At 52.5% G+C, this 12,391-nt stretch carries 15 protein-coding genes; 7 read left to right on the top strand and 8 right to left on the bottom strand.

All coding sequences use genetic code 11. The annotated features are described in order from the left end of the window. Positions 1–13 precede the first annotated feature (13 nt). The 3 genes from OCH02_RS16230 to rplU all read right to left on the bottom strand — a co-directional run bounded on the left by OCH02_RS16230 (position 14) and on the right by rplU (position 1,677). Positions 14–985, bottom strand: a complete 972-nt coding sequence (locus OCH02_RS16230) for a DMT family transporter (RefSeq protein ID WP_017891378.1) — start codon at positions 983–985, stop codon at positions 14–16. A 105-nt stretch (positions 986–1,090) separates the two neighbouring features. Beyond that, positions 1,091–1,348 (bottom strand): 50S ribosomal protein L27, encoded by a 258-nt coding sequence (rpmA, locus tag OCH02_RS16225; RefSeq protein ID WP_004933559.1) that lies wholly within the window; start codon positions 1,346–1,348, stop codon positions 1,091–1,093. A gap of 17 nt (positions 1,349–1,365) precedes the next feature. Then, positions 1,366–1,677, bottom strand: coding sequence for a 50S ribosomal protein L21 (rplU, locus tag OCH02_RS16220; RefSeq protein ID WP_012004933.1), 312 nt, complete (start codon positions 1,675–1,677; stop codon positions 1,366–1,368). Positions 1,678–1,946: 269 nt separating this feature from the next. Between rplU and ispB the strand changes: the two genes are divergently transcribed. After that, complete coding sequence (gene ispB / locus OCH02_RS16215) at positions 1,947–2,918, top strand: octaprenyl diphosphate synthase (RefSeq protein WP_012004932.1); 972 nt, start codon at positions 1,947–1,949, stop codon at positions 2,916–2,918. A 49-nt stretch (positions 2,919–2,967) separates the two neighbouring features. Here ispB and OCH02_RS16210 read toward each other — a convergent pair whose 3' ends face one another. Further along, on the bottom strand, positions 2,968–3,318 hold the full coding sequence (locus OCH02_RS16210) for a DNA-binding protein (RefSeq protein WP_261432078.1): 351 nt from the start codon (positions 3,316–3,318) through the stop codon (positions 2,968–2,970). Positions 3,319–3,500: 182 nt separating this feature from the next. Between OCH02_RS16210 and OCH02_RS16205 the strand changes: the two genes are divergently transcribed. Continuing rightward, complete coding sequence (locus OCH02_RS16205) at positions 3,501–3,761, top strand: helix-turn-helix domain-containing protein (protein WP_261432077.1); 261 nt, start codon at positions 3,501–3,503, stop codon at positions 3,759–3,761. 68 nt (positions 3,762–3,829) lie between these two features. Here the strand turns inward: OCH02_RS16205 and mdh are convergent, their stop codons facing one another. Then, entirely contained in the window at positions 3,830–4,768 is a 939-nt protein-coding gene (gene mdh / locus OCH02_RS16200) for a malate dehydrogenase (RefSeq protein WP_261432076.1), read from the bottom strand. A 468-nt stretch (positions 4,769–5,236) separates the two neighbouring features. Here mdh and argR point away from each other — a divergent pair, with 468 nt between their 5' ends. The 3 genes from argR (at position 5,237) to yhcN (OCH02_RS16185) (ending at position 6,763) form a co-directional block, all read left to right on the top strand. Further along, positions 5,237–5,707: a transcriptional regulator ArgR gene (gene argR, locus OCH02_RS16195; protein WP_004952803.1), complete on the top strand. Its 471-nt coding sequence runs from the start codon at positions 5,237–5,239 to the stop codon at positions 5,705–5,707. Between the two features lie 405 nt (positions 5,708–6,112). Then, entirely contained in the window at positions 6,113–6,376 is a 264-nt protein-coding gene (gene yhcN / locus OCH02_RS16190; protein ID WP_012004928.1) for a peroxide/acid stress response protein YhcN, read from the top strand. Positions 6,377–6,499: 123 nt separating this feature from the next. After that, complete coding sequence (yhcN, locus tag OCH02_RS16185) at positions 6,500–6,763, top strand: peroxide/acid stress response protein YhcN (RefSeq protein WP_261432075.1); 264 nt, start codon at positions 6,500–6,502, stop codon at positions 6,761–6,763. Positions 6,764–7,059: 296 nt separating this feature from the next. Here yhcN (OCH02_RS16185) and mpl read toward each other — a convergent pair whose 3' ends face one another. Next, positions 7,060–8,439, bottom strand: coding sequence for a UDP-N-acetylmuramate:L-alanyl-gamma-D-glutamyl-meso-diaminopimelate ligase (mpl, locus tag OCH02_RS16180; RefSeq protein ID WP_261432074.1), 1,380 nt, complete (start codon positions 8,437–8,439; stop codon positions 7,060–7,062). Positions 8,440–8,607: 168 nt separating this feature from the next. Between mpl and fbp the strand changes: the two genes are divergently transcribed. Next, positions 8,608–9,612: a class 1 fructose-bisphosphatase gene (gene fbp / locus OCH02_RS16175; RefSeq protein ID WP_012004925.1), complete on the top strand. Its 1,005-nt coding sequence runs from the start codon at positions 8,608–8,610 to the stop codon at positions 9,610–9,612. Between the two features lie 37 nt (positions 9,613–9,649). Here the strand turns inward: fbp and OCH02_RS16170 are convergent, their stop codons facing one another. Further along, positions 9,650–11,203, bottom strand: a complete 1,554-nt coding sequence (locus OCH02_RS16170; protein ID WP_261432073.1) for a methyl-accepting chemotaxis protein — start codon at positions 11,201–11,203, stop codon at positions 9,650–9,652. A 256-nt stretch (positions 11,204–11,459) separates the two neighbouring features. Between OCH02_RS16170 and ppa the strand changes: the two genes are divergently transcribed. Further along, the gene (gene ppa / locus OCH02_RS16165) at positions 11,460–11,990 is read left to right on the top strand and encodes an inorganic diphosphatase (protein ID WP_153858279.1); all 531 of its coding nucleotides are present in this window, start codon (positions 11,460–11,462) and stop codon (positions 11,988–11,990) included. Between the two features lie 51 nt (positions 11,991–12,041). Here the strand turns inward: ppa and OCH02_RS16160 are convergent, their stop codons facing one another. Beyond that, the gene (locus tag OCH02_RS16160) at positions 12,042–12,389 is read right to left on the bottom strand and encodes a gamma-glutamylcyclotransferase (RefSeq protein ID WP_061807503.1); all 348 of its coding nucleotides are present in this window, start codon (positions 12,387–12,389) and stop codon (positions 12,042–12,044) included. Between the last annotated feature and the right edge of the window lie 2 nt (positions 12,390–12,391).

Below are 12,391 nucleotides of genomic sequence, written 5' to 3'. Positions count from 1 at the left end.
CCGTCTCCGTAAATCATTCACCGGGCTGCTTCAAAGGAGCAACCAGGCGGGGTTCTGCCCGTCGCGGCCACCAACGGTGACCAATTGCGGAAAACATGGCGCCCGCTACCACCACGAAAGCACCGACATAGCCGACGACATTTAAGGTCGGGGCGGCGAATACGTGTGGCCAGGCCAGCGCCAATAAATCTGAAAAAAGCAGGGTAAACAGCGGTGTCAGCGTAACTAACGCACTCACCTGTGCCGCCTGCCAGCGCGCCATTGCTTCAGCCAGCGCACCATAACCAATCAGCGTGTTGGCACCACAGAACAGCAAACAGGCTAATTGCCAGCCGCTGAGCTGGAAAATTCCCTCCGGCCTGGCCAGAGGAAATAACGCCACCGCACATAAAGTGTACAACATTACCAGAATTTGCGGCGAGGCTAATCGACGCAGCAACACTTTCTGCGCTACGCCATAAGTAACCCAGACCATTGCCGCACACACACCCAGCAACACCCCAAGGGTGTAATCTGTCAGGCGGGTGAAAATCTCAATCAGGCTGACGTTGAAAAACAGCAGCAACCCGCAGATCAGCATCAGCGCGCCAATCACCTGGGTGATACGCATCCGCTCTTTTAAAATCAGCACGCTGGCAAACATCATGCCGACCGGCGATAACTGGCCGATCACCTGTGATGCTGTCGGGCTGAGATACTGCAGCGAAGAGCTGAAGAAAATAAAATTCCCCAGCAGGCCCGCGGTGGCAATGGCCAGAATCAACAACCAGCGTGGTTGACGGAACAGGGTCACCGGCGGCAACTTGCCACGCACGGCCAAAATAAGCCCCAACCCAAGTGCAGCCATGGTAAATCGATACCAAACGATGGTAAACGGATCCATCACTACCAGCACTTCTTTCATCGCAATCGGCAATGCACCCCAGCAAACTGCCGTAGTTACCGCCAGAGAAATGCCAATTCCGACCTGCTGTTTTGTTTCCATCTTACCTTTGCCGACGCTGACGGGCCGATGCATAAGCAGCCCATAAATGTAAAAAGCCCCGCAACGAATTGCGGGGCTTACATCTATTTAGTAAGGCTCGAAAAATTATTCAGCTTCGATGCTGATAAATTTACGATTGCTCGGGCCTTTAACTTCGAATTTGACTTTACCGTCTTTCAAAGCAAACAGAGTGTGGTCTTTGCCGCAACCCACGTTGGTACCAGCGTGGAATTTAGTGCCGCGCTGACGAACGATGATGCTGCCTGCCAGTACTGCTTCGCCGCCAAAGCGTTTTACGCCCAGACGTTTAGCTTCTGAATCGCGACCGTTACGAGTCGAGCCGCCAGCCTTTTTGTGTGCCATTAATCTGCTCCCCTAACTTAAGCGCTGATGCCGGTGATTTTAACGTCAGTGAACCACTGACGGTGGCCCTGCTGCTTACGATGGTGCTTACGACGACGAAACTTAACGATCTTAATTTTCTCGCCACGACCGTGAGCAACGACTTCAGCTTTGATCTTACCGCCATCGACGTAAGGAACGCCGATTTTGATATCTTCGCCATTAGCGATCATCAGAATCTGGTCAAACTCAACTGCTTCACCAGTTGCGATGTCCAGCTTTTCCAAGCGAATGGTTTGACCTTCGCTTACTCGGTGTTGTTTACCACCACTTTGGAAAACCGCGTACATATAAAACTCCGCTTTCCGCGTGCCCAACTGTTCAGTACAGAGCGCGCTATAAATATTCACAATAGGGCGCGAATTCTACGCAATAATCCAGCGTATGACAAGAGCAGAATAAGACCAGAAGCAGAAAAAAGAAGAAAAAAAGCACAGTTTCTTTCATGGCGTTTATCTGAGCCGTTTTTCAAGTACAATCAGGGGGACAGTTACCGCCATGTACCGATGTGAGCAGCGATCTCAACGCGGTGAAGAGAAACACAGCTGAAAAAAATACAATGAACCTAGAGCAAATTACCGAGTTAACCGCGCAAGATATGGCGGCCGTGAACGCAACAATTCTCGAACAGCTGAATTCCGATGTCACGCTCATCAATCAGCTTGGCTATTACATTATCAGTGGTGGCGGTAAACGCATCCGCCCAATGATCGCCGTTCTGGCGGCGCGGGCATTGCATTATCAGGGTGATAAACACATTACCGTTGCTGCGCTGATCGAATTCATTCACACCGCGACCCTACTGCATGATGACGTGGTGGATGAATCAGATATGCGCCGCGGCAAGGCCACCGCCAATGCCGCCTTCGGCAATGCCGCCAGCGTCCTGGTCGGCGACTTCATCTATACGCGTGCTTTCCAGATGATGACCAGTCTGGAATCGCTGCGCGTGCTGGCACTGATGTCTGAGGCGGTCAACGTGATTGCCGAAGGTGAAGTGCTGCAGTTAATGAACGTCAACGATCCGGACATTACCGAAGAAAGCTACATGCGGGTGATTTACAGCAAAACCGCACGTCTGTTTGAAGCGGCTGCGCAATCTTCGGCGATCCTGTCGGACGCAAGCGTTGCTGAAGAGAAAGCACTGCAAGATTACGGTCGCTATCTCGGCACCGCTTTCCAGTTGATCGACGATCTGCTCGATTACAGTGCCGACGGCAGTACACTGGGTAAAAATACCGGTGACGACCTCAATGAAGGAAAGCCGACATTGCCGCTCCTGCACGCCATGCATAACAGCGAAGGCGAGCAGAAAGCCATGATCCGCGGGGCAATTGAACAGGGTAACGGCCGTCATTTGCTGGAACCGGTGTTGCAAGCCATGCAGCAATGCGGCTCACTGGAATATACCCGCCAACGGGCTGAAGAAGAGGCTGACAAAGCCATTGCCGCGTTGCAGGTTCTGCCGGAGTCGCCACATCGCTCCGCACTGGAAGGATTAGCGCATCTTGCGGTCCAACGCGATTTTTAAGAAACAATAAGCATCTTGCTGTTTCTACAGACCCGCACAGCGGGTCTGATCATTTCTCTGCTGAAATACGCGCCAGCAAACTACCGATCCCTTCTCGTAGCAGGAACGTCAATACCTTCTCACGTTCACTCTCTGTCAGGTGGTAGTAGTACTCAATCCATACGGCCAGCGGATCTTTGCGTTCGACCTGATAGCTAGCAGATTCTTCTTTTAAAACCAGTAAATTACGCATCCCTGCGGGTAGGCTGTCAATATGGTATTCCAGCGCTTTCCCCTGTATGCCTTTACGCCGACGGCTGATCCAGCCTTCACGACGTGCCATTAAATTGATTCCCTGTGGTGAGGAAGGTAATCCTGCCACGCCTGTCAGTTCCTTGGCGGCAAACCACTCTTTTTTCATAGCCATGTTCTCTGGGGAAAGTCGGCAAATATCATTTTTTGGGAAATTTATGGGATATTTTTTAAGAAATTTAGTGGTATCCTAGTTTCCGTATAAGCGTTTCATGTTGTTCAAACGATTAATCTTGACCTGTTAGTTATACCACTAACAGAACTTTCGCTAATCAAAAAAGGAATGCAAACATGAACTCAAGGAACAAGGATTGGCATCCTGCGGATATCATTGCGGCTTTACGTAAGAAGGGAACAACACTGGCGGCACTTTCGCGCAAGGCGGGGCTTAGCTCGTCAACGCTGGCGAACGCGCTGTCGCGCCCCTGGCCAAAAGGGGAATGGTTAATTGCTGAAGCCCTTAACATTCATCCTGCGGAGATCTGGCCAAGCCGTTATTTCGACCCATATACCCATAACCTGCTGGATCGGAAAGCCCGCATCCGCACATAGCTTCAGGCATAAAAAAACCGCCGGTACGCTGTCCGGCGGCCTATGCATACTCATGCACCACTGAATGATCAGTTATTGATAAACTTTTCGCCCAGTTCGATATCTTTGTGCAGAACATCCAGCATATCGTCCAGTGCTTTCTGCTCGAATGCGCTCAGAGTACCGATGTCTTTACGTTCTTCAACGCCGTTCTTGCCCAGCACCAGAGGTTGTGCGAAGAAGCGGGCATATTTGCCATCGCCTTCCACGTATGCACACTCCACCACGCCTTTTTCGCCCTGCAGCGCACGAACCAGAGACAAACCGAAACGCGCCGCGGCCTGCCCCATTGACAGAGTTGCAGACCCGCCACCGGCTTTAGCTTCAACCACTTCGGTACCTGCATTCTGAATACGCTTGGTCAGATCAGCGACTTCCTGCTCGGTAAAGCTCACGCCCGGGATCTGTGACAACAGCGGCAAGATAGTCACGCCAGAGTGCCCGCCGATAACCGGTACGTTCAACTCTTCCGGCTGTTTGCCTTTCAGCTCGGCCACGAAGGTGTTGGAACGGATAATATCCAGCGAGGTCACGCCAAACAGTTTGTTTTTGTCATACACGCCGGCTTTCTTCAGCACTTCTGCTGCGATAGCCACGGTGGTGTTAACCGGGTTGGTAATAATGCCGATGCAGGCTTTCGGGCAGGTTGTTGCCACTTGCTGGATCAGATTACGCACAATGCCCGCGTTCACGTTGAACAGGTCTGAACGATCCATGCCTGGTTTACGTGCAACGCCAGCAGAGATCAGTACCACGTCTGCACCGTGCAGAGCTGGAGTAGCGTCTTCGCCACTGAAGCCTTTGATTTTAACTGCGGTTGGGATGTGGCTTAAGTCGACGGCAACGCCTGGGGTAACGGGGGCAATGTCGTAGAGAGAGAGTTCAGAACCTGAAGGAAGCTGGGTTTTGAGTAGAAGGGCGAGGGCCTGGCCGATACCGCCAGCAGCACCGAGAACTGCAACTTTCATCCTATACTCCTTTATTATCTTAAATATATAAAGCGCCGTGAATATGTTGGGTACGGACCTTAAATTATTACACCTTTAAAAACAATCTCTTAACAGTCCATTTGAGAGCTGGTGCAATAAAACGGCCGATATCGAGCGCATATCTTAGATTAAATCGCTTACTCATGAAGGGCATAGCGCACACTAATCAAAAATACTGCGAGGTTATTCACGAGCAAGTTAACCGGCGGTTACATTACACCCTTACATAACATCAGAACAACATCATTTTAATAACATTTTCTTTACCACCTCGGACGGATCCTTCGGTCATGGAAAGGGCATATTCATGGGATACAGATTTTGTTAAAATGCCGCCCTTTCCCCATTGTCCGGCCATTATTATTTTTTCCGGGCGTCCTTTTATTGCATAAAAATTCATTTATATGCATAATAATCACGTCTATTGTCAACATTCCACGGTGCAAAATGCGTAATCCCGCAAAGCAGGAAGATCTGATCAAAGCGTTTAAAGCGTTATTGAAAGAAGAAAAATTCAGTTCTCAAGGCGAGATCGTTTTGGCGCTGCAAGAAGAAGGCTTCGAAAACATCAACCAATCCAAAGTATCGCGCATGCTGACCAAGTTCGGCGCGGTGCGGACGCGTAATGCCAAAATGGAAATGGTGTATTGCCTTCCGGCCGAGCTCGGCGTGCCTACCACGACCAGCCCGCTGAAGAACCTGGTGCTGGACGTCGATCATAACGATGCCGTAGTGGTGATCCACACCAGCCCCGGTGCCGCACAGTTAATTGCCCGCCTGCTGGACTCGCTGGGTAAATCGGAAGGCATTCTCGGCACCATCGCCGGTGACGACACTATTTTCGTTACCCCGGCCAGCAGCTTTACCGCTCGTCAGTTATACGAAGCCATCCTGTCGCTGTTCGAACAAGAGTTATGATGCAGTGCGCTAACAAAATGCGGCTAACAGTCGCGTTTTGTTAGCGCTTCTTTAACCCTGTCCTTACCCTTCCCTCATTCCTTACCACGTTTAAAACCAGAATCCCGTCGCGCTGCAGCACATTTCAATGACATTGGTACGTAACCAGTGATAGCTGCTGTGATCTTCCGCACTTTTGGTCAAAAGCACTTACCTTATTGAAATTACATAAATTTAACATTGAAAGATCGTTTTATAAGCGTTTTTTATTCCATCTGGTTATTAAAAATAAGGAACGCCATATTAAAGTTTCACAAGAAACTGTTAGCTAACTATTAATTTTTAGGGTTACTAGATGTATACTCATTTCCGTGACGTAAATCACAGTTCATAGGAACTGATAAAAGAATACGATAAGGTGAGAACATGAAAATTAAAGCTACCATCGCAACAATGAGCGTTCTATCCATGCTTTCTTTCGGAGCATTTGCAGCACAATCTGTTGATGCAAATCAGGCTGCAAATATGCAGTCTGCAGGCACTATCACCGTCAGCGGTGTTGCCGGTGCACCTTCAGACATCCGTCAGGCACTGTCAGAAAAAGCCGATGCCAAAGGGGCAACCGCTTACCGTGTGATCGAAGCGCGCAACGAAGGCAACTTCCACGCTACCGCAGAAATTTATAAATAAGTACAAGACGATACCCGGCAACGGGCAATAAAACTCTGGAACCCAGTACCCCGATAACGGCCTTCAAGTATAAAAACGCTGAAAAAGCCCTTCCAGGCGGTTATCACAACAGGACTTAATATCATGAGCATGAAAACTACTCTCGCCGCACTTGGCCTGCTGTCAGTCGTTTCCTTCGGGGCCTCTGCCGCTACGTTAATCACTAATGACCAAGCGACCAATCTTCAGTCTGTCGGTACTATTACCGCCAGCGGCATTACCGGCGCACCTTCCGATATTCGTCAGGCGCTGTCTGACAAGGCCGACAAACAAGGTGCTAAAGCCTACCGCGTGATCGAAGCCTACGAAAACGGCAACTGGCACGCGACCGCCGAAATCTATAAATAACAATTCAGAGGACGTGCTTACCGAACTGATTACCCTCGTCACTGCCACTGCCGAGTTCTGTCGTAAGTATTGATTCTCTGAAGAAATTCGTCGTCCTATCCGACGGACCCCGTTGCCCTCGCTCGCGAGGGCTTTTTTATGGGCGTAAAAAAGGGCCGCTATCGGCCCTTAGACGCTGGCAAAGCCCGTTATTAGGGAGAGCGTGCCGATGGGGTCGTAGCGGCTTGTCCGCCGGAGCGCCCCTCGGTGCGCTAGGCCCGAGTATCTCGGGTTCAAAGACGACTTTGTCATCAAAATCAATAGATTGCTTTCGGATCGGGTTTGTTGGCCAAAGCCTCCAGCAGCCGATCGTGAATCCCCCCAAAGCCGCCATTACTCATCACCAGAATATGGTCGCCCGGCTGGGCCGTTTTCACAATCATCTCCACCAGCGTGTCCAGATCGGCGCTCCAGTGAGCCGGCTGTACGCAGGCTTCCGCCACTTCCGCCACCTGCCAGGGGATATGGTGCGGCTGGAACAGGAAGACTTCATCGGCACGGCCCAGCGATGGGGCCAGGTCGTTCTTGCTGATGCCCATTTTCATGGTGTTGGAGCGCGGTTCAAGCACCGCCAGAATGCGGGCAGTGCCGCCAACCTTGCTACGCAACGCGGCCAGCGTCGCCAGAATTGCCGTTGGATGATGGGCAAAATCGTCATATACCGTGACGCCATTGGCTTCACCACGCAGCTCCAGACGACGACGGGCATTGATAAAGTCACCGAGCGCGCGGCAGGCATCCTCAGGCAACACGCCAACATGACGCGTGGCGGCAATGGCCATCAAACCGTTATGCATGTTGTGTTCACCGACCAACGACCACTTAACTTCGCCCACCTGCTCACCATTAAGGAATACCGCATAATGGCTGGCGTCCGGCGTCAGCTTCTGTGCGCGCCATGCGCCTTCTTCCCCAACCAGCTCCTGCTCACTCCAGCAGCCCATCGCCATCACCTGCTTCAGGTGGCTGTCGTTGTCAGGCAAAATAATTTTGCCCTTGCCTGGCACCAAACGCACCAGATGGTGGAACTGTTTCTGGATCGCTTTCAGATCGTCGAAGATGTCGGCGTGATCAAACTCCAGATTATTCAGGATCAGCGTACGCGGGCTGTAATGCACAAATTTGGAACGCTTGTCGAAGAACGCGCAGTCATACTCGTCGGCTTCGATGACAAAGAACGGGCTGCCACCCAGACGAGCAGAAACGTCAAAGTTGCCCGGCACACCACCGATAACAAAGCCCGGCTGGTAGCCGCAGGCTTCCAGGATCCAGGTTGCCATGCCGGCGGTAGTGGTCTTGCCGTGTGTCCCGGCAACGGCCAGCACCCAGCGATCGCGCAGCACATAATCATGTAACCACTGTGGGCCGGAAACGTAAGGGATGCCCTGCTCCAGTACTGCTTCAACACACGGGTTACCGCGCGTCATGGCGTTACCGATGATCACCAGATCCGGTGCTGGATCCAACTGAGCCGGATCGTAACCCTGGATCAGTTCGATCCCTTCTTTCTCCAACAGCGTGCTCATCGGCGGATAGACATTAGCGTCAGAGCCGGTCACCTCATGCCCTAGCGAACGTGCCAGCACCGCCAGCCCGCCCATAAAGGTGCCACAGATCCCAAGAATGTGAATGCGCATAGTTTTCTCATAGAGTACGTCGAATGTTGGCATATTCTAACGCTCAGAATCGTCCAGAAGAAATGGAATTGCCTATGAATAGCGTTCATCTTTGGGCTACACTGCTCGCGAATACGTTGGCGGTTTGTTAACAAACCGCTACCCATCCGTAGATTCAGGGATTGTGTCATGAAAACGTTAGGCGAATTTATCGTCGAGAAACAGCACGACTTCTCTCACGCCACCGGCGAGCTGACAGCGTTACTTTCTGCAATTAAACTGGGCGCCAAAATCATCCACCGCGATATCAACAAAGCGGGCCTGGTTGATATTCTCGGCACCAGCGGCGTTTCCAACGTACAGGGAGAAGTCCAGATGAAACTGGACCTGTACGCCAATGAAAAGCTGAAAGCGGCATTGAAAGCACGCGGTGAAGTTGCGGGTATCGCTTCTGAAGAAGAAGATGAAATCGTGATATTCGACGGCGAGCGGGCTGAGAATGCCAAGTACGTGGTGCTGATGGATCCGTTGGACGGTTCGTCCAACATCGATGTCAACGTCTCGGTCGGTACGATTTTCTCTATCTATCGTCGCATTACCCCGGTCGGCATTCCTGTGACCGAAGAAGACTTCTTGCAGCCAGGCAGCGCTCAGGTCGCCGCCGGCTATGTCGTTTATGGTTCATCCACCATGCTGGTGTACACCACCGGTTATGGCGTGCATGCCTTTACCTACGATCCTTCTCTGGGTGTGTTCTGCCTTTCCCACGAGAAAGTCCGCTTCCCGGCTACCGGCAATATGTATTCCATCAACGAAGGTAACTACATCAAGTTCCCGCGCGGTGTGAAGAAATACATCAAATATTGTCAGGAACAGGACGAAGCCACTCAGCGCCCTTATACCTCACGCTACATCGGTTCGCTGGTTGCCGACTTCCACCGCAACCTGCTCAAAGGCGGCATCTATATTTATCCAAGCACCGCCAGCCACCCGCAAGGCAAGCTGCGCCTGCTGTATGAATGCAACCCGATGGCGTTCCTGGCGGAACAGGCCGGCGGTAAAGCCAGTGACGGTAAAAACCGTATTCTGGACATTACCCCGGTGAAACTGCACCAGCGTGCACCGTTCTTCGTCGGCACCAAATCCATGGTGGAAGACGCCGAGCGTTTTATCGCCGAGAACCCGGACGAATAACAGGTTCTATGCGGGGGGCGCCTGTCGCCCCCCTGCATTATAGTTTGAACGCCGCCATACTCTGGGCCAGCAACTGAGCCTGATCCTCCAGCGAGCGCGTTGCCGCCGCCGACTCCTCGACCAAGGCCGCATTTTGCTGCGCCACCTGATCCATCTGCGCCACCGCCAGATTGACCTGTTCAATACCGCTACTTTGCTCACGCGTAGCCGCAGAAATTTCCCGCATCAACGCCGTCACACGCCCGACCTCACCGCTAATACCATTCATGGTTCTCGCCGCGGATTCGGCCATCTGCTCACCTTCCTGCACCCGACTCTGCGACGCTTCGATCAACCCTTTGATCTCCTTGGCCGATTGCGCACTGCGCTGAGCCAGGCTGCGTACCTCGCCCGCCACCACGGCGAAGCCACGGCCTTGCTCACCTGCGCGCGCCGCCTCTACCGCCGCATTCAGCGCCAGGATATTGGTCTGGAAGGAAATACCGTCCATCACGCTGATAATATCGGCGATACGCCGCGAGCTATCGGTAATGGCCTGCATCTTGTCCATCACCTGGCTAACCACCTCACTGCCCTGATTGGCAATATCGGAGACGCTGAGCGCCAGCTGATTGGCCTGCTCGCAATTCTCGGCGTTCATTTTCACCGTCGAGGTCAGTTGTTCCATGCTGGCGGCGGTTTCCTCCAGCGAAGCCGCCGACTCTTCGGTGCGCTGCGCCAGATGAAGGTTGCCGGCGGCCAACTCGCGTGAGCCGGTGTCAATTTGGCTGCTGGCATCACGAACCTTGCTGACCGAACTGACCAGCGCCTGTTGCATCCGCTGCATCGCACGGATCAGACGACCCATTTCGGTTTCCCCTTCGCCGGTGATGTCGTGCGTCAGGTCGCCCCCGGCGATATGTTCCAGCTGGGCGATGGACTCATCGAGTGGGCGCAGAATGATCACCCGCAGCGCGAACCAGGCCAATACCGCCAGTAACACACTGAGCAGGCCGGCGATCAGGATCAGGGTAATCTTGGTGCTGGCGTTGCTTTCCGCTTCATGCACCCGTTGCTGGCCGATCTTCATGGCAAAGCTGCGGAAGTCGCTGAGGTCTTTTTCGAAAGCGATGCTCAGGGCAGAGATTTTGGTTTCCTGGATGTCGTAATAGTCATCAACTTTGCCGGCCTTGATGGCGTCGGCCATCGGTCTGACGCCCTGTTCCAGGTAGGCGCGGTAACTGTTTTGCAGGCGAGTGGACAGTTCGCGCCCACGTTCGGTCACGGTGCCGACGCTGACAAAGCGCGCCATTTCCTGCTTCGACTGTGCAAGATAGTCATAAATACGACCCACAGTGGCGTCGGACACCTCGATCTGGCCGATTTCACGCTGGCGCACCGCCAATGAGGCGGCCGTTCTGGCGCGTAGCGTCAGGTTAGAGCTACTGGCCAACGACCCCAGTTCTTCCCCTAAAATCTGGTTCAGGGTGTGCAACGATCGCGACCCTTCGTTAATGGCGTTGACGCCGATGGTGCTGACCATAATCAACAGCAGCGTCATCAGGCTCAGCAAGGCAATCAGCCCGGCCTTGACCGTAATCTTTTTTAACATGAGTTCTTCCCGGCTTCAGAAATAGTGAGTTCTAACGTAGAGGAGGTAAAACGCGGAGCCAGACTTCGCCGACTCATTATTATTTGATGAAGTTATCGGCAACCCTGGGAAAAACTTAACGTCGCTGGAGGATTAATCTGGAAATTCAGTGGATGACTGTCTGCCGGGGTTTGGGTGATGAAAAGGGCAGGAAATCGCAAAAGAGTCCGCTATAATAGCCGCCACTCCATTTCTGGTTTGATTAAAGGAAACCGACATGAGCTTGCTTAACGTCCCTGCTGGCAAAGACCTGCCAGAAGACATCTACGTAGTTATCGAAATCCCGGCCAATGCCGATCCGATCAAATATGAAATCGACAAGGACACCGGCGCGCTGTTTGTTGACCGTTTCATGTCCACCGCGATGTTCTATCCGTGCAACTACGGTTACATCAACCACACCCTGTCTCTGGACGGTGATCCGGTTGACGTGCTGGTACCAACGCCATACCCGCTGCAGCCTGGCTCAGTGATCCGCTGCCGTCCGGTGGGCGTACTGAAGATGACCGACGAAGCCGGTGAAGATGCGAAACTGGTTGCCGTTCCACACAGCAAACTGAGCAAAGAGTACGATCACATCAAAGATGTGAACGACCTGCCGGAACTGCTGAAAGCACAGATCTCTCATTTCTTTGAGCACTACAAAGATCTGGAGAAGGGCAAATGGGTGAAAGTGGAAGGCTGGGCAGACGCTGCCGCTGCCAAAGCTGAAATCGTTGCCTCTTTCGAACGTGCTGCCAAGAAGTAATTCTTAGCCGCCGGCCGATAAAAAAACACCGCTCAGTGAGCGGTGTTTTTTTTACTTTTCGTCGAGACGCCTCAGCCAGTCACCGCTGTTAATCCGCGGGTAACCGTCCACACTGTGTTTATACAGGTAGATCCACGCACTTCCATAAGGCGTCTGAATCAGCTCGCGCTTATAGTCCTTGGTGTTGCTTTTCAGTTCGTCCAGCTCAGCCAAAATCGATGAGTTGATGCGGTACACCTCACAATGTACCGTGCCCTCTCCAGGGATCGCCGCCGGGTAATGACCCAGATTATAAATCTGATAGCCTTCGAGCTCATGCTCGCCTAACCATTGGGCGTTAGTCATCCAATGGCTGTTTCCCTGTTTGCGTCGTAAACTGCCGTAGACAATTATTCGCATCG

The sequence above is a fragment of the Serratia quinivorans genome, from assembly GCF_946227985.1.
GTDB classification, from domain to species: Bacteria; Pseudomonadota; Gammaproteobacteria; order Enterobacterales; family Enterobacteriaceae; genus Serratia; species Serratia quinivorans_A.
The sequence above is the reverse complement of the archived record's forward strand: the minus strand, read 5'-3'. Positions and strand labels throughout refer to the sequence as shown.